The organism is Sorangium sp. So ce185 (assembly GCF_051526825.1).
In the GTDB taxonomy this organism is placed as follows: Bacteria; Myxococcota_A; Polyangia; order Polyangiales; family Polyangiaceae; genus Sorangium; species Sorangium cellulosum_D.
In genome coordinates this window covers 3112430-3134742 of sequence record NZ_CP150316.1, presented here as the reverse complement: position 1 = coordinate 3134742, position 22313 = coordinate 3112430, and the positions used below count along the sequence as shown (strand labels likewise).

Annotated in this window: 11 protein-coding genes; 7 read left to right on the top strand and 4 right to left on the bottom strand. The window is 75.2% G+C overall.

The genetic code is table 11. The features are described from left to right. Positions 1-53: 53 nt before the first annotated feature. The 6 genes from WMF26_RS11670 to WMF26_RS11645 all read left to right on the top strand — a co-directional run bounded on the left by WMF26_RS11670 (position 54) and on the right by WMF26_RS11645 (position 14853). Complete coding sequence (locus WMF26_RS11670) at positions 54-350, top strand: DUF2288 domain-containing protein (protein ID WP_438000375.1); 297 nt, start codon at positions 54-56, stop codon at positions 348-350. A 179-nt stretch (positions 351-529) separates the two neighbouring features. Next, positions 530-1429, top strand: coding sequence for a WGR domain-containing protein (locus tag WMF26_RS11665; protein WP_438000374.1), 900 nt, complete (start codon positions 530-532; stop codon positions 1427-1429). A gap of 68 nt (positions 1430-1497) precedes the next feature. Beyond that, a complete protein-coding gene (locus WMF26_RS11660) occupies positions 1498-4335 on the top strand; it encodes a hypothetical protein (RefSeq protein WP_438000373.1) in 2838 nt (945 codons plus the stop codon). Beyond that, on the top strand, positions 4332-11090 hold the full coding sequence (locus WMF26_RS11655; protein ID WP_438000372.1) for a HEAT repeat domain-containing protein: 6759 nt from the start codon (positions 4332-4334) through the stop codon (positions 11088-11090). Before WMF26_RS11660 ends, WMF26_RS11655 begins: the two co-directional genes overlap by 4 nt. After that, positions 11087-12976 (top strand): SWIM zinc finger family protein, encoded by a 1890-nt coding sequence (locus tag WMF26_RS11650; RefSeq protein WP_438000371.1) that lies wholly within the window; start codon positions 11087-11089, stop codon positions 12974-12976. Before WMF26_RS11655 ends, WMF26_RS11650 begins: the two co-directional genes overlap by 4 nt. 410 nt (positions 12977-13386) lie before the next feature. Next, positions 13387-14853 carry a reverse transcriptase family protein gene (locus WMF26_RS11645; protein WP_438000370.1) on the top strand — a complete coding sequence of 489 codons (1467 nt, stop codon included), beginning with the start codon at positions 13387-13389 and terminating at the stop codon, positions 14851-14853. A gap of 62 nt (positions 14854-14915) precedes the next feature. On the opposite strand, the gene WMF26_RS11640 is transcribed toward WMF26_RS11645, so the two are convergent. The 3 genes from WMF26_RS11640 to WMF26_RS11630 form a co-directional block, all read right to left on the bottom strand. Then, a complete protein-coding gene (locus tag WMF26_RS11640) occupies positions 14916-15365 on the bottom strand; it encodes a hypothetical protein (RefSeq protein ID WP_438000369.1) in 450 nt (149 codons plus the stop codon). 339 nt (positions 15366-15704) lie between these two features. Further along, positions 15705-16883 carry a PAS domain-containing protein gene (locus WMF26_RS11635; RefSeq protein WP_438000368.1) on the bottom strand — a complete coding sequence of 393 codons (1179 nt, stop codon included), beginning with the start codon at positions 16881-16883 and terminating at the stop codon, positions 15705-15707. Between the two features lie 256 nt (positions 16884-17139). After that, a complete protein-coding gene (locus tag WMF26_RS11630) occupies positions 17140-18612 on the bottom strand; it encodes a hypothetical protein (protein WP_438000367.1) in 1473 nt (490 codons plus the stop codon). Between the two features lie 320 nt (positions 18613-18932). Between WMF26_RS11630 and WMF26_RS11625 the strand changes: the two genes are divergently transcribed. Then, positions 18933-20057 (top strand): hypothetical protein, encoded by a 1125-nt coding sequence (locus WMF26_RS11625; RefSeq protein WP_438000366.1) that lies wholly within the window; start codon positions 18933-18935, stop codon positions 20055-20057. On the opposite strand, the gene WMF26_RS11620 is transcribed toward WMF26_RS11625, so the two are convergent. Next, positions 20045-21841, bottom strand: coding sequence for a hypothetical protein (locus WMF26_RS11620; protein ID WP_438000365.1), 1797 nt, complete (start codon positions 21839-21841; stop codon positions 20045-20047). The two genes, WMF26_RS11625 and WMF26_RS11620, sit on opposite strands and share 13 nt — an antisense overlap. Positions 21842-22313: the final 472 nt, after the last annotated feature.

Genomic DNA, 22313 nt, shown 5'->3' with positions numbered 1-22313 from the left:
GCGCGGGGCCTTGCCGGCTTGGCGGCCGCCGCCGGGGCCCTATGCTGCCCTCTATGCGCGAACAGCTCGCCAAGACGCTCGGGGAGGTCTTCTGGACCGATCTCCGCGCCCACGCGGCCCGCGACGGGGTCATCCTCGTCGCGGCCGACCTCGACCTCCTGGACGTCGGCGAGGCCATCGCCGCGAACGACGCCGCCAGGGTCCAGGCCTGGATCGCGGCCGGCAAGCTGACCAAGCCCACGGCCGAAGATCTCGCGCGATGGCCGCTCCAGCTCGATCTGCGGTTCCTGTCGCTGGTGGTCGCGCCGTTCGTGCTGGTGCGCCGGCCGGACTCTCCGCCGCCGTCCTGAGGCGCCCGGGCGGCCCCCCTGCGGGGCGACCGCGCGGGCTCGCGAGCGGCACTTCCCCGGCGGGGATTTCGCTCATGCCGCCTTCACGCTGGCCGACGGAGACATCGAGTTCGACGTCGCGCCGGCGCCTGCGGGCGCGGCGGCCCACGAGCGCGAGAGGGCGTGATAGCTTCGCCTCCATGCGCCGGTTCGAGTTCGTGCAGGGGACGAGCGCCAAGTTCTGGATGGCCGACGTGGACGACACGACGTTCGTCGTCGTCTACGGCCGGCTGGGCACCGCCGGGCAGCGCAAGGAGAAGGCGTTTCCCACCGCGGAGGCCGCGGCGCGCGAGTGCGACAAGAAGATCGCGGAGAAGCTCCGCGAGGGCTACCAGGAGGTCGCCGCACCCGCGGGCGGCGCGCCCGCCGGCAGCGCCCCGGCGTCGAGCGGCGACAAGGCCGCCCCGCCGCCGGCGAAGCTCGATCTGCCGCCGCGCGTGCGGCCCGGCGAGGCCACCGAGGCGCAGCGGAGGGCCGCCGTCCACGCGCTCTCCGCGCTCGCGGCCGCGCGCGGCCGGCGCAGCTGGGCCCTCGGGCGCGCCGTCCGCCGCGCCCGCCGCGCGCTCGAGCCGCTCGGTGGGCTCGACCCCGCGACCGACGCGGCGCTGTCGGCCGCCGTGGACGCGCTCATGGCCCGCGTCGTCGCGCCGAGCGCGGCCGATCGGCTGCCGCTCGTCCGCGCGATCGAGCTGCTCTCGGAGCTCGACGCCGCCGCGTTCGCGCGCGCCGTGCGCGACACCTGGAAGGCGCCGCCCGCGACCTCGCCGGCCGCCGGCGCGCTCGCCGTCCTCGGGCGCCAGCTCGAGGAGATCGGCGACCCGGAGCTCGGCCTCCGGCTCGGCGCGCTGCTCGTCGACCGGCCGCACCACGGCTCGATGAGCGCCGAGGTAGGCTGGGCGCTCCGCTGGAAGGCGCTCTCGCCCTACCTCGAGGCGCACCTCGCCCAGCGCGGGCGAAAGCTCAAGGAGTACCTCGCGGGCCTCGACGCGGGCAGCGACCCGCACGTCGCGCGGCGCATCGCCCGGATGCGCGCCGCGTGAGTCGACTCCGCTTGACCTGATCCCCAGGGCTCGCGATTCTCTCAGGCCATCCCGCCGCGGGAGGCGCCTTGGCGAGCTCACCGAACCCGATCGACATCGCGAACGTCAAGCAGCTCGCCGCGAGCGGCTCGCCCGCCCTGGCCGAGATCCTCGAGGCCTACCTCGAGCAGCCGGATCCCGCGCCGGAGGCGCCGCCCCGCGAGGGCGCGCTCACCTTCGCGGCGTTCCTGCAGCTGCTCTCGGTCGCGCAGGGCAGGAGCACCCCCGAGCAGCGGCGCGAGCAGGCGACCGACGCGTGGCGGCGCTTCCTCGCGCAGGTCGACGCCGCGCCGCCGCCGCGGCTCGAGCTCGCCGATCTGCTCGTCCGCATCTACGAGGAGGGCACCGACGCCGGGCGCAGCGCGCTCTGCGACGTCGCGAAGAGCGCGCCGCTCGTCTTCGGCGCGTGGGGCGGGCTCAAGCGCATCTACAAGCTGGCCGAGGCGCGCCTCGACGCGGAGCTCTTCGGCGCCCTCGCCTACCGCTTCGACGCCGAGCTCTCGCGCGGCGGGCGGCGCGAGGTCTCCCGCGGCACCCTGATCTACATGCGCCGCCGCGCGTGGCGCTTCCTGCGCGAGCTCGGCCGGAGCACCCCCGAGCTCTACCCGCAGTTCGCGATCGAGGTCCTCCGCCACTACCCGCCGGACACGGCCTTCCGCGACCTCTGGGTCGCGAACCACATCTGGGCGCACGGCGCGGGCAAGTACGACGGGCGCTCGTTCCACGGCGGCGTCCCGCCGAGCGACATGGTGAAGCACCGCGCCTTCGGCGAGGCGTGGAGGCGATCGCCCGATCCGCTGATGCTCCTGCTCTCGACCTGCCAGGCCGATCCTCCGGCGCGGTTCGCGATCCAGGGGCTCAAGAAGGATTTCGCCGACGCGCTGCGGAGCGCCGCCACGCCCGCGTGGCTCGCGCGCCTCGCGACCCGGCCGCTCGCGAGCGCGCACGACTTCCTCATCGAGACGCTGCTCGGCTCGCCGGAGCTCCACCAGAGCAAGCTGCGGAGCCTCGGGCTGCACGACGCCGCGCTCGCGCTGCTCGGCTCGCCGAGCCCCAAGGCGCGCGCGTTCGCGATCGAGTACGCCCGCGCGCACGCGGCGGATCTCGACCCGGAGCGGCTCGCCGCGCTGCTCGCCTCCGAGCACAAGGAGACGCGCGCGTTCGCGGCGTCGGCGCTCCAGGGCAGGAGCCCGCGCGCGCTCGGCTTCGCGTTCCTCGGGCGGCTGCTCGAGCACGGCGAGACCGAGGCCTGGGCCGGCAAGGCGCTCGGCGAGAGCTTCGACCGCGCCGAGCTGCCCGAGCCGTTCCTCGTCGACATGATCTACGGCGAGGGCGCGCAGAAGCGGTGGGCCGCCGCCTACCTCAAGGCGAAGTACCGGCCAGGGGAGCTCGGGCCAGCCTTCTGGATCCGCGTGCTCGACGACCCGCGCCACGAGGACGACGATCGCGCGACGGAGATCGCGCTCGACGCGCTCGGCAAGCACCCGGTCGCGGCGATCGGGACGCCGTGGCTGCTCGGCGCGCTCACGCGGAAGCGCATCGGGCGCGCCGTCGCGGCCTGGCTGGAGAAGGCCGACGCCCTGCCCGACCTGACCGCCGAGGGCGTGGAGCGCCTGAAGGGGCTCGTCTTCAGCGCCGAGACGCGCGCGGTCGCGCTCTCGGTGCTCGGCAATCCGAAGATCGTGACCGCGCGGCAGCTCACCCTGCCCTGGCTGCTCGCGCTCGCGCGGCGCGCCGACCCCACGCTGAACGGCTTCGCGCGCCGGTACCTCCTCGCGCACATGAAGCCGCAGGACTTCGACGCGGGGCAGGACGCGGGCGGCCGCGGCGACCGCGAGGCGGGCACCGCGCGGCTGTTCGCGCTCGCGCTCGGCGAGAAGGAGCCCGAGCCGATGCGCGCGTTCGCGCAGACCTACCTGCGGTGCCACCACCCGACGCTCGGGCCCGAGCAGAGCGAGGCCAAGGAGCTCGATCTGAAGCCGGCGCTGAAGCGCTCGGCCTTCACCGCCGAGCGGATCTGGCCCGCGCTCTCCGACAAGCGGGACGACGTCCGGCGCTTCGCCGCGCTGATCACCCGCGCGGAGCTGCGGGCGTGGGGCTACCAGACCCGCGTCTACGAGCTCGCGCACAGCGACGCGAAGGAGGTGCGCAACATCGCCTTCGACGCGCTCCGCAAGGCCGGCGATCCGTCGGCCGATCCGGCGCTGACGCTCACGCTCGACGAGCTCGATCCGGCGCAGGTCTTCGCGCTCACGGAGAGCCTGAAGAAGAGCGCGCGCGAGGTCGGCCTGTCGCTCATCCTGAAGCACTACGCGCGCCTCGGCGGCCCGGAGCGCCTCGGCTGGCTGATGCAGAGCGCCGACCGCGAGGTGCGCCTCTTCGCGGTGCGGATGCTCTGGGAGAAGCACCGGCCGCGCGATCTGCCGCCGGGCTGGCAGCCGCGCCCCGCGCGCGGGAAAGACGACGCGCGCGGGAAGGAAAAGGAAGAGGGGCCGCGCCCGGCGGCGGAAGCGCCGGAGGACGCGGGCCGGTTCGCGGACGTCGAGGCGCTCCGGGCCTTCCTGCGGTACGTGCTCTCCGGCATCCCCGCGGGGCGCTCGCCGGAGCCGGGCGACGACGCGGGCCCGCGGCGACGCCTCTCCGCGAGCGAGGCCAAGCGGCACGTGATCGAGGTCGTGCGCGATCTCGCGGTCGAGGACGCGGCGTTCGCGGCGCTCGTCGCCCCGGTCATCGCCGAGTTCACCGGGTCGATCGCGAAGGGCGAGTGGCAGGCCTGCCTGGCGGCGCTGATGCGGCTCCGGCGCGCGCACCCGGGGCTCGAGATCGAGGGGCTCGCCGCGCCGAGCGCCGGACAGGAGCGCGCATGAGCCACACGATCGGCCACTACGAGAAGGTCCGCGCGCTCGCCGCCGGCCCGCGGCTCCTCGCCGTCGGCGGGGTGCGCGCGCCGGCGCCGGGCGGGACGTCGCCCGCGCGATCGCCCGCCGGCGCGAGCCAGGTGACGCTGTTCGATCACGCGGCGAACAAGCCGGTGCGCTCGATCGACGTGCCGGCGCACGTGCTCGGCCTCGCGTTCGCGGGCGACCTGCTCGCCATGGCGTGCTCCGACGGCGCGCTGCGCCTCGTCGCGGGCGGCGCGGCCGAGGCGCTGGCGCTAGAGGCGCACCCGGGCGGCGTCACCGCGGTCGCGGCGGCGCCGGGCGGCGCGCGCCTCGCGACCGTCGGCGCCGACGGCGCGCTGCGGGTCTTCCGCGTCGGCGGGGGCGACGGGTCCGCTGCCCCGCCGCCCGGGGCCGCGGCCGAGGTCGCGGCGTTCGCGCTCTCGGCGGCGCCGCTCCGCGCCGTCGCCTTCGACCCCGCCGGCGAGCTCGTCGCGGCCGCGGGCGACGACGGCGTCGTCCGCGTGATCACCCTGTCGACCGGCGCCCGCCGCGACATGCCCGGCCACGACGGGCCGGTCGCGGCGCTCGCGTTCACGCCGCGCGACGGGCGGCTCGCGTCGGGCGGCGACGACGGCACCGTGCGGCTCTGGTACCTCGTCGGCGACGTCGAGTGCGAGGTGCGCGGCGCGGACGGGACCGGGCACGCGGGCGGGGTCCGCGCGCTGCTGTGCCTGCCCACCCCGCCGCCGCAGGACGACGGCAAGGAGGCCGGCGATCGCCTGGTGTCCGCGGGCGCGGACGGCGCGATCCGCGTCCACCGCCTCGAGGACCGGCGCAAGCCGCGCACGCTGGAGACGAGCGCGCTGCCGCTCCACGCGCTCGCGCTCGCGCCCGCCGAGGGCGCCGCCGCGCGCAAGGGGTCGCGCGCGTCCGGCCGCGGTACGGCGGACGCGAAGGACGGGCTCGGCGCCGTCTTCGCCGCGGGAGACCGGCGCACGGTGTGGCGCTTCCCGATCGACGCGGCGGGCGCGCTCGCCGACGGCGCCGCGGAGCTCGCGCACGGCTTCGACGCCCTCGCCCAGGCGCTCTCCGGGGCGCGGCCGGCCCGCGAGGCCGCCGTCAAGCAGCTCGCGGCGCTCGACGAGCCCGAGGCGCTCGAGGCCGCGGCGCGCGCGCTCCGGTCCGACCGCGACGCCGAGGTGCGCGCGCTCGCCGCCCGCGAGCTCGGGGCGCGCGGGCGCCGCGGCGCGCGCGCGAAGCTCCGCGAGGCGCTCGACGACGAGCACGCGGCCGTTCGCCTGGCCGCGCTGGAGGCGCTCCGCGCGATCGACCGCGACGCGCCGCTCACCCCGCTCCGCGCGGGGCTCGAGGCGCGCGCCGCGGACGTCCAGCGCCGGGCGCTCGTCGAGCTCGGCAAGCTCCACGGCAGCTCGCCGCTCATCCCGGGGCTCATCGCGGACAAGCTCGCCGCCCGCGACGCGTCGGTCCGGCTCACGGCGCTCGACCAGCTGGAGAAGCTCCACCCGGGCAGCCCGGAGCCGCTCCGCGCCGCGTTCGAGCGCGGCCCGGCCGACCTCCGGGTCGAGGCGCTCATCCGGGCCGCCCTCCAGGGCTGGCTCTCGGCCCCGGCGTTCGCGCCGATCGCGGCGCGCGCGCTCGACGACGAGGACGCCGAGGTGCGCCGCATCGCGTTCGCGGCGAAGGTGATCGAGCGGCGGGCGCTCGCCCACGCGCTCGAGGCGCGCGACGAGGACCTCGGCCGCGCCGCGCTCGACATCGCCCGGCGCGCGGCCGAGGTGCTGCGGCGCGCCCGCGACGGCGAGGGCGAGCCGCCCGCGCCGGACGCGAAGGCCAAGCCGAAGGCGCCCGACGACGCGGACCTGAAGGCCGCGCGCGCCCGGATCCCCGGCGTGGGGAGCCCGGGCGAAGGGCCGGCGGAGCCCGACCTCGAGCCGCTGCTCACCGCGATGGCGTGCCGCACGCCGGACACGGCGGTGCGCGGCGCGCGCGGGCTCGCGCAGCTCGGCGACACGCGCGCCCTCGGCGCGCTGCTGCAGCTCACGCGCGAGCAGGACCCGTCGCTGCGCCGGCAAGCGGCGACCGCGCTCGCCGAGCTCCGGGACACGCGCGCCGAGAAGCGGCTCGTCTGGATGCTCGACGACGCGGACGGCGCGGTGCGCGCCGCGGCGCTCGACGCGTACGCGCGGCTCGAGCCGTCGGCCCCGCTCGCCGTGGCCGAGGCGTCGCTCCGCTCGTCGCAGGAGGACATCCGCGTCCGCGGGCTCGATCGGCTGGTGGCGCTCGCCGGCGAGGGCAAGGGGCCGAGGCCCCCGGAGGCCGAGGCGCTGCTCGCCGACGCGATCGAGGACGAGTCGCCCAAGGTCCGCCGCGAGGCGTTCCGGACGCTCTGGTCGTGGCACGCCGCGGATCCGCAGACGGCGCTCGACCGCGCCCAGCGCGCGCGCTTCCCCGACCTGCGCCTGCGCGCCGTCGAGGAGCTCAAGGCGCACGGCGAGCAGCCGTGGGCCGCCGAGCGGCTCAAGGCGGCGATCGGCGACCGCGACGACGCGGTGGCCCAGGCCGCGTACGAGGCGGTCGTCAAGCTGCGCGGCAAGGACGCCGCGGAGCCGCACCTCGCCGCGATGGCGTCGATCCACCCGTCGGTCCGCGAGAGCGGCGCCCGCGGGGCCGCGCGCGCGCCGGTGAGCGACGCCGTCCGCAGCGCCCTCGTCCGGCTGCTCGAGGACGACCACGCGGGGCCGCGCACCGCCGCGATCGAGGCGCTCGACAAGCTCCTGCCCGGCGAGGCGGGGCCGCTCCACATCGGCCTCCAGTCGAGCCACCTCGACCTCCGGGTGCGCGCGGCCGAGCTCTGCGCCGCGCGGCGCGACGAGCAGCCGATCAACCCCATGCGGGCGCTCCTCGCCGACAAATCGCTGTTCAAGGAGCTGCCGATCCAGATCCTCGGCCCGCTCCGCGCCCGCGCCGCGACCACGCTGGCGACGCTCGGCGCGCCGCGGCTCGTCAAGTACTTCGCCACCGAGCTGCTCAAGGACGACTACCCCGACGTGCGCGAGCAGGCGGCGCGCGGGCTCGCCATGGCCGCCCGCCGCGGCGAGGAGGGCTACCTGCTCGACGCCATGGGCCACGCCGACGTCGCCGTGCGCTCGTGGGCCGCGGACGGGCTCGCGCGGCTCGGCGACGTGCGGGCGCTGCCGGTGCTGACGGGCACGCTGCGCCACGAGCACCCGCCCATCCGCGTCGCGACGATCATGTCGTTCGCGGCGCTCGGGCCCGAGGGCTACGGCGGGATGCTGCAGGGCCTCGAGGACAGCTCGCGCGAGGTCCAGGAGCTCGTCTTCGCGATCGTGCTCGCGCGCGACCTCCGGGCCTTCCGCCGCGGCGATCCGCCGGATCTCCTGACGAGCGCGCTCTCGTCGCAGCGCTCCGACGTGCGCTTCGCCGCGGCGCGCGCGCTGGAGCTGCGCACCGATCTGGAGGCGTACCTCGCCCACCTCATCGAGGTGCTGATGCCCCCGCGCCCCGACGCCGCGGCGCAGCCGGACCGGGATCGCGACGGCGCCGCCGAGGGCGAGAGGCCCGCCGGCATGAAGGACTGGCCGCCCGAGGTCGCGCGCGGCCGCATCCTCGTCGGGCTCGCCGAGGCGCTCGCCAGCGACAACCCGGAGCAGCGGTACGCGGCCGCGCAGGTGCTCCGCATCCGCCGCAAGCCGGTCGAGTACTTCCGCGAGGCGAAGCGCGTGGCCGCGCTGCGCCCGGCGGGCGCGCCCATCGCGGCGGACACGACCCCGCGCGCCGCGGAGGAGACCGACACGCGGCCCGCGAAGGGGTGGCTGCGCCGCCTGTTCGCGCAGCTCGCGCAGCCCGGGCAGAAGCAGGGCGACCGGCCGGCCGGCGACGCGGTCCCGGAGGGCGAGCAGCGCCGGCTCCGCTGGCTCGCGTTCGGCGCGTACATGGGCCTGCTCCGGCAGGTCTCGCCGGGCGACGACGAGGCGCACCGGACCCGCCGCGACGCCATCGACCGCATCGTCGACGCCTGCCAGAAGGGCCACGTCAGCAGCACGGCGGCGATCCCGCCGCTCGTCCGGGCGCTCGACGACCCGCACCACCTCGTCCGCAAGGCGGCCTTCGCCGGCCTCAAGGCGCTCTTCCCGGAGGGGGCCGGCGAGCCGCTCGCGCTCGGGCTCGCGTCGGCGTCGGCCGACGTGGCGCGGACCGCGCTCGACGAGATCGCGGCGCGCGGCGACGGCGCCCGGCCCGAGATCGCGCGCGCGCTGAGCTCGCCGCTCCCCGACGTGCGCCGCTACGCCTTCGAGCTCCTCGAGCGGCTCTGCCCGAAGGGCAGCCTCGAGCCGCTGCTCGCCGCGCTCGGCAGCGAGCACGCCGACCTGCGCCTCGGCGTGCTCGAGCGGCTCGCGTCGTCGAGCGATCCGCGCATCGTGCCGGCCCTGTGCCGCGCGATGGAGAGCGACCACGACGATCTCCGCCTGCGCGCGGCGGAGCTCCTCGCCCGCCGCCGCGACGATCGCGCGGTCGACGTGCTCGCGGCGTTCCTGCGCGAGGGCGCGGCGCCGCCGGCGAGCGCGACGCTCGCCCGCGCGCGCGAGGCGCTCGTCGCGCTCGCGAGCGGCGCCGCGGTGCGCGCCCTCGCGGCGCGCATGGACGAGGCCGCCGCGCCGGCGGACCGCGCCGCGCTGGCGCGCGCGCTCGGGAGCGCCCGCAACCCGGAGGCGATCCCCGCCCTCGCGGCGCGCTTCGAGGACGAGGCCGCCGAGGTCCGGGGCGCCGCGTTCAAGGCGTGCCTCGAGATCGTCGACCGCGGGCGCGAGCGCGACAAGCGCGACGCGGCGCGCGCGGTCGCGTTCCTCGCCGCCGCCGCGCGCGCGAAGGACCCGGCGCTCCGCCTCGCCGCGGCGCGCGAGCTCGATCTCGGCGACGACCCCGCGCAGAACGACCTGCTCGTCCCGCTCTTCTCGGACCGCGACCTCCCCACGCGCGTCGCGGCGGTCACGTCGTACGCGAAGCGCGTGAAGGACAAGGGCGCGCCCACCGGCCCGCTCGAGGCGGTGCTGCGCGCCGGCGCGCGCGAGCTCGTGCTGCCGGCCGCCGAGGGGGTGGCCGCGCGGGGCCTCGCGCCGGCGCTGCTGCCGCTCATGCTCGTCGTGCGCGCGGGCGAGCCCGGCGAGCGGGAGCGGGCGCTGCTCGCGCTCGGCACGCTCGGCGACGCCCGCGCGCTGGACGAGCTCGAGGCGGTGGCCGCCGGCGGCACCAAGGAGTCGCCGGTCGAGCTCACCATGCAGGCCGCCGCCACCGAGGCGCTCGGCCGCATCGCCCCGAAGCTCGAGGGCGCCGAGCTCCGCCGGCGCGCCTCCGAGCGCGTCGAGCAGGCGCTCCACGCCGACGCCGTCGACCTGCGCGAGTCGGCGGCGCGGGGCGTGCGCTGGATCGGCGGCGAGCGCGCCCGCGTGCTCCTGGAGGAGCTCGCGCGCGCCGGCGACACGCCCGACCGGCTCCGCCTCGTCGCGGTGAACGAGCTCGGCGAGCTCGGCGACCGCGCGGCCGAGCCCGCCCTCGCGCGCGCGCTCGACGCGCGGAGCGCCGAGGTCCGCAAGGCCGCGCGCAAGGCGCTGGAGAAGCTCTTCCCGGGCGAGCGGACGCGCGTCGAGCTCCTCGCGGTCGCGAGCGAGCACGACGACATCGCGAGCCCGGCGGCGAGCTACCTCGCCGCGGAGGCCGACCCGGCCGAGCTCCTGCCCCGGCTCGCGGCGCTCAAGGACGAGGAGCTCCGGCAGCGCCTCGCCATGGGCCTGCTCCGCCGCGGGTCGCTGCCGGCGGCCGCGCTCCGCGCCATGCTCGAGGACGACCGCGCCCCGGCGCGGCAGGAGGCCGCGCGGCTCATCGCCGCCGGCGCCGTGGACGGCGGTCGAGAGGCCCTCGCCGCGGCCATCGCCGCGGCGGCGCGGCGCACCGCGGAGCGCTGGTCGGCCGCGCACGGCGACGCGCGCGACGCCGAGGCCGCGGCGTGGCGCGAGCTGCTCTGGGCCGGCGCGCGGGCCGGCGCGACCGCGATGGCGCCCGCGCTCGCCGCGCTCCTCGCGGACGGCGCCGCCCCCGGCGAGGTCCGCCGCGAGGCCGCGCGCGCGCTCGCCGCGCTCGCGACCGCCGCGGGCGGCGCGCCTCCCGCGGGCGCCGCGGACGCCCTCGCGGCGGCCCTCGTGGACATGGACGCCGGCGTCCGCGCCTCCGCGGCGGCGGCGCTCGCCGCGCTCGCGCCGGACGGCGCGGCCGCGCGCGCGGCCGCGGCGCGGCCGTTCGATCCGGTCGCCTTCGGCCCGACGGCGCGCGCCGCCCCGCCCGCGGCGCTCTCGGCGCTCGCCGCGAGCGAGCCGGGCCGGCGCCTCGCGCTGCCGGCGATGCTCGCGCGCGGAGACACCGCCGCGCTCGCCCCGCTGGTCGCGCTCGCCAGGGGCGAGGGCGGCGACGCCGCGGCCCGCCTCGACGCGATCGCGGCGCTCGGCCGCGCCGGCGGCGAGCGCGCGCTCGAGGCGCTGGCCGCGCTCGCGTTCGACAAGGCGGCGGCGCCCGACGCCGCCGTCCGCAAGGCCGCGTACCGGGCGTACCGCCGCGCGCAGCGCAGCGCCGCGAACGAGCGCGCGCGGCGGGCTTCGACCACGCGCGCGCCCGCCGAGCCCGGGCCCCCCGACGGAGTCAACGCATGACCGCAGCCCTCGCCCGTCCGATCCACCTCCGGTACGCCGCGCCGAGCGAGCTCGCCGCCGCCCCGCTCCAGTCGAGCGTGCGCCTCTCCCTCGACAGCGCCCGCGGCCCGGTCGGCGTGCGCGGCACCGTCCGCGACGCGGCGCTCTTCCGCGACGCGATGGTCACGCTGGCGACGCTCCTGGAGAGCGACCTCCGGTACAAGGGCCGCGATCGCACCGCGTACCTCGCCTACCTGATGAAGCAGGGCAAGAAGGCGACCGCGGCGATCTGGGAGGCGCAGAAGGCGTACCTGGAGGGCGCCCTCGGCGGCGGCGCCGCGGGCCAGGGCGACGGCTCCCCCGGCGCGCGCAAGCCCGCCGGCGCGCTCGATCCGGTGCTCACGGTGCACCCGGACGAGGTCGCGATCGAGGTCTTCTCGCGCGACGAGAGCGCCTACGCCCGGCTCGCCTTCGCGAGCGATCTCTTCGAGGGCCGCGAGGCGGCCCACGGCACCGCGTTCGTCGATCTCTCGCCGCGCATCGTCGAGCAGATCGATCGCCTGCGCGTCTACACGAAGGTGGAGCTCGACGCCGGCGCGTCCCGCGCCCCGGGCGGCGCCGCGCCGGCCGCGCCGCCGGCGCCGATCGAGCGCTCGCTCGAGGTCCCGGCCACGTGGCTGCGCGGCTTCCTCCAGGTGCAGTCGGCGGCGACGCTCCCCGCGGTCTCGTGCGAGCTCGCCCCGATCGACCTCTACAACGCCCTCTTCGTGCTCCGCACGCGCAAGGCGAAGAAGCCGCCCCGCGGCCTGCGCTTCGAGCTCGTCCCCGGCAAGCCGCCGCGCCTCATCCTCGAGCCGTGGGAGATCCTCCTCGAGGGCCACGGCCCTCCGTACGAGGGCCCGCCGCGCGTGGTCCGGACCTTCGGCCGGCAGCGGCTGCTCGCGCTCTCGCGCCTCCTGCCGCACGTGCGGAGCGCCCGCGCCGAGCTCCGGGGCCCCGGGCTGCCGGTCTTCTGGGTGCTCGATCTCGGCCGCGCGACGCTGACCGTCGCGCTCACGGGCTGGACCGACGCGAGCTGGGCCAGCGCCGCCTCGTTCGACGCCCTGATGCCCCGCGACGGAGAGCACGGCGGCGCGCTCGACGCGCTCGCCGGCAGGCAGCTCGCCCTGCTCCGCGAGCGCGGGCCGCTCCCGCTCGCGGCCCTCGCGGCCGGCGCGAGCGCCGAGGACGCCCGCGCGGCGCTCCAGCTCGAGTGCCTGCGCGGCCGCGTGCTCTACGACGTCGCGCGCCGCGTCTACCGCCCGCGCGAGCTCTTCGCCGAGCCGGTCGACGAGCGCGAGATCCGCTACAGCTCGCCCCGCGAGGCCGCCGCCCACCGCCTGCTCGCCGCGCCGGGCGCGGTGCGGCCGACCAAGGTGCACGAGATCGCCGGCGAGGGGACGGAGATCCACGGCGAGGTCGCGGACCGGGAGGCGCACCGCAGCTTCTCGCCCCGGTTCACGGTGGATCTCGAGGGCCGCGTCTCGGACGCGTGGTGCAGCTGCCCCACGTTCCGCCGGAGCGGCCTCCGGGAGGGGCCGTGCGAGCACATGATCGCGCTGCGCGTCGCCTACGCCCGCGAGCGCGCCGCGCGGGACGCCCAGCGAAAGACGGCCGAGGGGCGGGCGCTCATCCGCGCCGAGACGCGCACCTACGTGCGCCGCGAGGCCTCGGGCGCGGAGGTGGTCTACCGTGTCTCGCTGGACGACCGTGTCGTGCACCTGTCGTGGGGCGCGCGCGGCAAGGAGGACCCTCGCCATCAGCGCATTTGGTTTGACACGGACGGCGAAGCGCGCGACGCGTATTTCAAGCGCCTGGATGCGTTGACGTCGTCGGGGTTCGTCGACGCCGAAGCGTCGACGGCGTGACGAGGGGAAGGAGGTCTCAGCAAACGTCAGTCAACGTCAGATTGCGTCGTGTTGCCAGGAGAGGTTCTGAACGCACCAGCCTCCGCGCCTCGAGCGCAGGAGCGGCGTCGCGCCGCTCTGGAGGAACCGCCAGTCACTCTCCGCAAGGTAGCCTGTTCTTGGTTCTCTTCGGCTAGACCAGCGCTACGGCGCCGGGAGAGCTGAGACAACCTCGCAACCGCCGTTTCTCCCGGCGCCGTAGCGCTGGTCTAGCCGGAGAACCGGTGAGGCTACCGTGCCCCATGGGTAGAAGGTGATGCGCTCGGGGCCTCTCTTGGCGACATGAACCCGCGATCGGCGAAGGGCGCCGAGCTCGACCGCCGGCCGCCGGCCGCTTCCATCGTGCTGTACAGCCGCGCTTTCACCGAGACATGACCGCGAAGATCGACGCGACCGTCCCCGCCCGAGCCCCCGTCGTTCTCCCCCTCGCGACGCCGCCCGCCCCGTTCGCGGCGGCGCGCGGCAGCGCCGAGGAGCGCCGCCTCGCCCACGAGGAGCGCGTCGCCCGCTGGAAGGCGATCGCCGAGGCGGGCGGGATCGACGCGTGGGTGAGCGCGGAGCTCGCCGCGCGCGGCGCCGTCGCGACCGGCGATCCCAAGGCGATGTCGGACCGGGAGCGCGCCCAGTGGAAGGAGCGCAAGAAGGTCGAGGCCCGGGAGCGCCGCGCGCTGCGCCGCCTCGCCTGGGAGGCGTACCTCGCCACGCACATCAACCACCTCGGCGCCGGCGTGCACTTCCGCGATCGCGAGGGGCCGGACGCCTTCGACGTCCCGGGCCTCGCCGAGCGCGCGCGCTCGCGCGGCCTGCCCGACCTGCCCTCCGCGGGCGAGCTCGCGAGCGCGCTCGGGCTGACGATCCCGCGGCTCCGCTGGCTCGCGTACCACCGCGAGGTCGACGCCGGCACGCATTACCGGCGCTGGCTGATCCCGAAGCGCGACGGCAGCGCGCGCGCCATCTCGTCCCCGAAGCGGGAGCTCAAGCGCGCGCAGCGCTGGGCGCTCCGCAATCTGTTCGAGAAGCTCCCGGTCCACGCCGCGGCGCACGGCTTCCTCGCGAGCCGCTCCATCGTCACGAACGCGGCCGCGCACGCCGGCGCCGACACGATCGTCAAGATCGATATCAAGGACTTCTTCCCGACGATCACGTGGCGTCGCGTGCGCGGCCTGCTCCGCAAGGCGGGGGTCGCCGAGGGTCCGGCGACGCTCGTCGCGCTGCTCGCGACGGAGGCGCCGCGCGAGGTCGTGCAGTTCCGCGGGCAGACGCTCTACGTGGCGACCGGCCCGCGCGTGCTCCCGCAGGGCGCGCCCACCTCTCCTGCGATCACGAACGCGATCTGCCTGCGGCTCGATCGGCGCGTGTCCGGGCTCGCGCGCAAGCTGGGGTTCCGCTACACGCGGTATGCGGACGATCTCACCTTCTCCTTCCGCGCGCCCGAGCCGTCCGGGGTCGCCGGCGCCGCGCGGCCGCGCGCGCCGGTGGGCGCGCTGCTCCGGGGCGTCCGGGAGATCTTGACCGCGGAGGGCTTCCGGCTGCACCCGGGCAAGACCGTGGTGATGCGCAAGGGCAGCCGCCAGAAGGTGACGGGCCTCGTCGTCAACGGCGCGGGCGAGGCGGCCCCCGCGGCGCGGGTCCCGCGCGAGCGGGTGCGCGCGCTGCGCGCGGCGATCCGCAACCGGGAGCTGGGGAGGCCCGGGAAGGGGGAGACGCTCGCGCAGCTCAAGGGGCTCGCGGCGTTCGTGTACATGACCGATCCGGTGCGGGGGCGCGCGTTCCTCGGGCGCATCGAGGCGCTCGAGCGGAATCCGCCGGCGCCGGCCGATGGGGAATCCGGGCGGTAGGCGGGCCAGGCAGCCTGTTCAGAGCGCCGCGCGCGCGAACGCCAGAGCAGGCAGCAAGAGGGCTACTGTCGCTCCATCCTGAGCAGCGTGACGTCCCCCGCGTCCCTGGCGATCGCTGTCCCCCGCTGCCCCTGCGCCGTCAGCACCCAGTCGAAGACGCTGACGCCGCCGGACGAGTCGACCGTGGTGAAGGTGCCCGTGCCGTCCTGGTCCAGCGTCCATGTACCGGTAAAGGTATCGGAGAAGTACGCCCCCTCGAGATTCCCCGATTCCGTGGCGGTGAGCGTCCCATTGCGGTGGAATGTAATGGTCCCATTCGCCACGAAATTGCCCTGCCCGACGATGGTGCCGGAGGCGTCCCAGCCGAAGCGGCCCTGAAAACCGCCGCCCCTGCGCTCGGACGCCGCAGGCTCCTTCGCGTGCGCGATCCCGGCGCCGCGCTGCTCCACGTCGAGGAAGCACGCGCCAGTCAGCAGACCAACGATCGCCAGCCTTACCAATGAATTTTTCATGTTGCACCTCCACTCCCGGCTTTCGCGGAGCGGGTATGTTCGAGATGGTCCGATGAGGGGCACAGGCCCCCTCGATCCGAGCGCTCGCGTCTTCGCGCCTGCGGCGTGCCCAGATGGGTCATGACCCGAGGGACGCCGCGAGCATCGAGCACCCAAGTCTCGGTATCTGATTGAGGCTACGGGCTAGCGGGCTCATCTGTCAACACCGAGGGCACGCTCACGACGAAACCTGCTCGAATGTCGGAGCCCGAACAAATCTGCGCGCCTCTACGCTCCCCGCGGGCTCGCCAGGAGGAGGTCGAGGAGCCAATGGGGGCGCGCCGCGCCGGCCTCGCGGGCTCAGCTCCTGGTCGAGAAGAGGCGGATCGCGTCCTTCGGGGTGCGCATCGTGACCATGCTCGAGAGATCGATGCCCAGCGAGGTCATCGTCTGCGCGACCGCGGGCTGGATCCCTGTGATCGCGGCGCGCGCGCCGAGCAGGGCTATCGCGCGGACGATGCCGACGAGGCGGTCGGCGGTGCGCGTGTCCATCGCCTCGAGCGCCGAGAGATCGATCACGACGCTGCGCACGTGCCGCGTCGCGATTGCGTCGAGCAGGCGCTCGGTGAGCATGGCCGTCCGCTCTTCATCCATGGCGCCGATGAGCGGCACGCCGACGATGCCGTCGGCGACCTCCAGGATGGGCGCGGAGAGCGCGAGGATTTGCCGGTGCTGCGCCTGGATGACGGCGAGCCTCCGGTCGAGCTCGGCGGCGAGCGCCGATTTCTCGTCCGCCTCGCGCCGGGCCGCCGCGGCCATTGTCTGCAGCTCGCGCGCCGAGCGCTGGAGCGCCTCCTGGGCGCGCTGGCGCTCGGAGACATCCACGCTGAAGCAGGCGACCTGCACCTCGCCGCTCCTGCGGACGATCGGCTTCTTGACGGTCTCGTACCAGTGCACCTCGCCGTTCGGCCGCGTCTCCTTCTCCTCGATGACCGCCGGCTGCCGTGTGTCGATGACCTGCCGGTCGACGCTGGCGAACCCTGCCGCCTCCTCGGCGCTCGAGGTGAGCTCGTGCTGGGAGGCGTGGACGACCTGCTCCGGGGTCATGCCGTAGCAGTCCGCGAGCGCGCTGTTCGCCATGACGTAGCGGCTGCGCCGGTCCTTGATGAACATGAGGCTGGGCGCGAGGTCGATGAAGCTGCGCAGGAGCTCCACCTCCTCGGCGAGCTCCTCCTCGCGGCGGCGCGGCGCCGCCCCGCCCTGCGCGCGCGCGTGCACGAAGACGAGCGGCTCTCCCTCGGCCCTCGCGCAGCGCAGGAACGTCCAGCGCTGCGGGTCCGATCCATCCCCCGCCCCCGCGTCGATCTCCATCCGGCGCTGCGCCCCTCCGAGCACCGCGCGCGCGGCCTCCTCCGCCTGCGGCGCGAGGACCGGCGCTGCCCCGAAGGCGTCGCGCCAAGCCGCGTTGACCTCTCGCAGCCGCAGGGTCGCGTCGAGCACCGCGAGCGGCTCAGGAAAAGCGTCCAAGTCTGCGCGCATGCGCACCTCCGTGGCGGCCGGTGCGACGCTGCAGACGCACCGTGTCGGGAGCGACGACGATGCCTGTACGGCGCGCGGTTGTCTACGGCGTCCGCCGGTGAGATGTCGTGAGCACAGGCACCGTCCCGGGCGCTTTATCCATTCACGCTGGGAGCTTGTTCGTCCGCTCCGCAACGAGGGTGTCCGGGTCGCTCTCCAGCTGTGAAGCGGGGCTCGGACCTGAATGCCTAAGGAAGGTTGGGCGGCGCGCTCTCCTTCAGGGGCAGCCGCGCAGGGGCAGCCGCGCCGCCGGATCGCCGAGCAGCACGTAGCCGCGCAGGTCGTTGCGGAGCATGAAGGCGCGGCTGCGGTGCACGGGCTCGACCGGGGAGGGCCGGTTCCACGCGCGCGCGTCCTCTTCGGCCTGGTAGCCGGCGATCAGCTCGTCGTTGACCTCGCGGTACGAGCGCATCAGCGCGTCGAGCGCCACGCCGGCGCGGCTGCCGCGGGCGGTCGACTGGAGGCTGCTGAAGATCCGGGAGGCGCGGCTCTGCGCCGCGCGGGCCGGGTCGACGAAGCTGTAGGTCCAGGCGAGGTCCAGGTGCCCGATCACCGCGAGCGGCCCGTCGGGGTTGCGGAGCGCGGCCTGCGGCAGCGCGGCGAGGAACGGGCGCTCGCCGTCGCGGGGCAGGCTCGCCAGCACGCGCCGGGCCTGGCCGGCATAGGCGCCCTCGCGCGCGAGGAGGGAGAGCCAGGGGTAGAACGCGCTCTGCTCGGGCGTCCCGGCCCCGAAGCAGGCCAGGCAGAACCAGAGGCCGCCCGGGAGGAAGGGGGCGCGCTGGAGCATGTCCGCCGTGAGCAGCGCCTCGGGGCCCCCGCAGGCGCCCACGAGCAGCGCGCCCTGGAGCGCGCGCTGCTGTTCGACGGAGGCCCATCCGGCGCTGGGCCGGCCGAGCCCGTGGCTCACGGACAGGAGCACGGAGGGCCTCGCGGTGCTCCCCGCGCGGAGGAGGTCGTCCGCGATCTCGGCGCTCGGGATTTCGACGACGTTCGCGGCCGGAGCGCGCCGCTTGCCCGGCTTCCGCGCCATCGCAATGCAGGGATCGACGAGCAGGCTGCGCCCCAGCTCGGTCGCGGCGGTGCCGTCCTCCGCGACGTAGAACAGGGCGTCGGGCTGGTCGTGGTCTGTCGGGGTTTCGGCCCAGCGCACGACCTTCTCCGCGTAGGCGGCATAGCCGGCGGGGTCGGGACGGCCGTCTGCGCCCGCGACGTGGAGGCGGCCGACGAAACTGCCGTTCGCGAGGACGTGCTGGAGCTCGGCGGAGATCTGGTCGAGATCGCCGAGGAGGAGCAGGTATCGCGGCCTCTCCTCCTCGGCGACGCGCTCGTCGCGCAGCACCTCGTGCTTCCACCGGAGCGACTCGGCCACGCCCATGCCGGACCGGACGCGGTAGGGCTCGACCTTCGCCCCTTGCTCCGCCTCGCGCAGCCGGAGGAGCGGAGAGATCGCCTCGAGCGCCTGGTCGCCCAGCGCGCCCTCGGGCGCGATCACCGACCAGCGCTGGAGCTCGAGATCGTTGGGCTCCGCGTCGGGCCTCTCGAGCGAGAGCGCGTCCACGGCCCGCGCGGTCTTTTCGGGCTTCGGCGCGATGCCCGCCGCGAGCTCGGGCAGACCGGCCGCGAGGGTGGGGCGGAGCTCGATGGCGTCCGCGAGCAAGAGCTCGAGGGTGCTGGGGGCGGCAGCGGTCATGAGAGCGGCAGGGTGCCAGGGGGGTGATGGGGGGTCAACGCGACGGGTCGGCGGCATTCCGAGGATGCCGTAGCCATTGATGATTTCTCGCCGCCAGGTGCGGAGGAGGGGTCCAGAGCGGGAGGAGCGCACGTCGGCGGTGTCCTTGAGGGACAGAATCGCCCCGTCGAACCTCGTGTTGCCGAGCCGTCGGCGGCGACCTTGCCGGCCTGGCGGGCTGGCGACGCCCCCTGTTCCTTTCGATGGTCCCTCGCGGTAGAGTGACGCGGTGATGTGGCTGCGCGCCGAGATGCCTGACGCGCTCGTATCGGAGGTGAACGATGCTGGACTGGCTCAAGAAGCGCCTCGGCTCGAAACATCAGCCCGTTCATCCGCCGTGGAGAGCTGGCCAGTATGTGACCTATTTCCTCGAGCGCGAGGACGGGACCTGGACGGCCATGGCGATTCGCCTCCATGGCCAGCTGGACGATGGATCCTGGGCCCTCTCCGCAGATTTAAAGACCCCGCTCGGCGAGTGCACGGCCTGGTTCCGCTCCGATCCGCGGGCTCCTCTGGACGTGCCCGATCCCACGCCGGGCCGGGTCGAGCGGATCCGAGGTGCCCCCATGAGCGGGAATGTCGATGTGGCGACGCTCGTCCAGCGACCCGAGATGCAGACGTCGATGGCGATGAACCTCCTCCTGGTCCGCCGCTGGGACGCCGCGAAGGAGGCCCTGGGCGGCGCCGCGCGCGAGGTTCGCTATCCGTGCGGGATCGACCGGGCGTACCCGCTCGTCACGCCCATTCCCGGGGCCGAGCACCAGAAGCACCACGATCTCAACCCGCGCGTGATGCTGACGGGCGTGGCGTGCTTGTCGATCGACGGCGGCAAGAACCCGATCACGGTGACGTCGTTCGGGTGGAGCGATCCCAAGGGGAGCATGCCCGACTCGTACGATGACTTCGTGGATTTCTCCCACCCGAAGCGCGTCGATCACGAGGGGTTCTCGCTCGCGTACCCGGCGACCTGGTTCCTCCGCTCGGAGGAAACCGAGGAGTCTGGCCTCCGGACCGCCAAGCATTTCGCGCAGCTCGGCGGCAACACCTGTGCGACGACGCTCTCGGTCACCCTGTCCCACGGCGATGAGGCGCAGGTCGCCGCCGAGCGCGACGGCATCGTGAGCAGGCTGGAGGCGCTCCCTGGGTCCCAGGAGGGCGAGGTTCGCCGCCGAACGGAGGATGTTCCGGTGTTGTCAGGGGACGCCGCGGGGTTCGCGTTCGATTTCAGCGGTCCGGCGATCGATGGCTTCTCCGCGAACGGCGTCTTCCGCGCGGAGGCTGGCGATCGCGTGGCGCATGTCTCCCTGTTTGGCTGCGTCGCGAGGGGGAACCCCCGGCGAGATCGGGCGCTCGCAGACATGCGCGCGGTGTTCCGAGAGACCGTGGAGAGCTTTCAGTTCAGCTGAGCTGGCTGGTCCGCGTTCGCAGGCCCTTCTCCTTCTGCTCCGTCCGACCGCCGTGAGCTCGGCTCCGTGTGCTCAGGAACGAGGCGAACGGCCTGGATCTGGTCCTGTGCGATCGCGAACGTCGCTCGCCCTTCTTCCGAGACGAGGACGCCATTGAAGGAGATGTCGAGCACGCGGACGCGCCGCGCTCGCGCCCAAGGATCGGCCCAGCCAGGCGCCGCCCCGATCACCAGGTCGACGGCCGCGCCCGTCTCGCTGGCGCTCTTCAGCTGCTGGTAGAGGCTCACATCGCCGGGCAACGCCCAATCCGTGCTCAGCGCCTCGTCGATGAATCCCCAGCGGAGCCGGACGAAGCCGTGGAGGACACCGTACTGGTAGAATGCGTGGAGCGCCTTCACATCGCTCTCGAGCCGGCGCGCGAGCTTCGCGTGGTCTCCTTCGGCCAGGTAGCTCGCCACCTTCTCGGGGTCGCCGAGAGGACGACTGATACCGGTGGTGCCGGCGATGAGGAGCTCCGGCGTGATCTCCAGGATGCGGCCGGCGCGGTTCAACCGTCTCGACTTCTTCGGCGGCCTGAGGTCCACGACGCGGCGGCGGTCGGCGTCGAGCCCCAGCGCGTGCAGCGTGTCGCGGATGTGGAGGCCCGCGATCACGTCGAACCGCTTGAGCGCGCCGGCGAGCTCGGCCATGTCGCGACCGAGGAAGGTCCGGATCGACCGCAGGCCGACGTCGAGCACCGCCGCGGCCTGCGGCTCTTCCGGAAAAGGCACCACGCGAACGACGGCGCGGCGGGCGGAGCGCGCGATCTCGGTGTCGCGGCGCGCCTCCGCGTCGAGCTCCGCTCGCCGGGCCGCGATGCGCGCCGTGCACGCCGCGCGCTCCGCCCGCCGGACGAGCTCTGGCTGCGACAGCTTGCGGATCGCCCGCCGCATCGCGGCGAGGCCGGGCGCGCGCGGGGCCAGCGTGAGGCGTCCGCCGTCGCCGAGGACCAAGAGGTCGCTGTTCTCAGGCCCGTTGCGCTCGCCGAGCGGCGTTCGATGATTCGTGAGCGCCGCCAGGCAGGCCTCGATTTCTTGGACCGTCATGGGCTCCTGCCGTGCGTCGAGCACGGCCGCGGCCTGCCGGACCCATGAGAGGCTCGTCATGTAGCGATCGCGGAAAGCCGCGTCGAGCTCCTCGGCGGACAGCGGGACGTCGTCGCCGGGCGCGGGAGGTGTCGGCGCGGGGGGTGCCGGCGCCGCGCGTGTCGCGAGGAGGCCGGCGGCGCGCACGAAGATGCGGAGCGCGAAGGCGTCGAGGTCGAGGCCGAAATGACCGGTTGCGTCGCGGTAGACCGGCGCCATGCCGTGCCATGCTTTTCGGAGCGAACGGGTGAGATCGCCAGTCTCTGCGACCACGCCGGCGGCTTCGAGGCGCTCCGCGATCTCGTCGAAGGTCATGGGTCCGCCGCGCTCGAGGAGGGCGACGATCAAGAGGTGGAAGAGCTTCGCCGTGCCCTGCGCTGCGACGTGCTCGACCCGGGGAACGGCGATGCCCAGGCGCTCGCAATACCTGTTCTGGGCGGGGCTCATGGCGCGGTCGGGGCGTGCCACGGCACGCTGCATGTCGCGTGAGCGCTCGGACCGAGCGCGGGTTTCTTCGCGGTTCTCGTGGTCCTCGTGATTCGGGAACTCGGCTTCGGCATGGGCGCGCAGCCTACCGCAGGAAGCGAGTCGGATGGCCGACCACAAGTGCGGTAAATTCGAGCACGCCACCGGAATGCAGGCCCGATGCGGCATTGGCATTCCGATAAGCCTCATCTGATTATCGCGCAAACGACGCCCCGTGCCGAGGTGCGGCCCAGCGGGGGAGCGCGCGGGCGGCCGTTCCGTGAGCGTCGTCGTGGATGGCGCGCTCTTCAGCGCTGCCGTTCGACGCTCCGGTAGATCGCGGCGGCGTCCTCGCCGCCGGCTTCCAGGAATTTCTTTCCGTGCTTCCTGGGCTGGAACCAGAGAGAGTTCATGTAGGTGATCCCTTTGGCTGCTGCCGAACGTCGGGCATCCGGTGGGCCTGTTGCCGTGGCGGGGCACGCGCCGATGTTACATGCGGTTGCATCGAGGTGGGGGGTCCACAAACGGAGCGGAGATGAGCCAGGCAACGGGCGTCGAGGCCGCTGACGGGGCGCCGTTGTTCACGGAGACGGAGTGTCGAGGAAGATCGGCTCCACGTGGTCGTCGCTCGGTCTCACCCTTCCGGTGTCATATCGCGCGGAGGGCA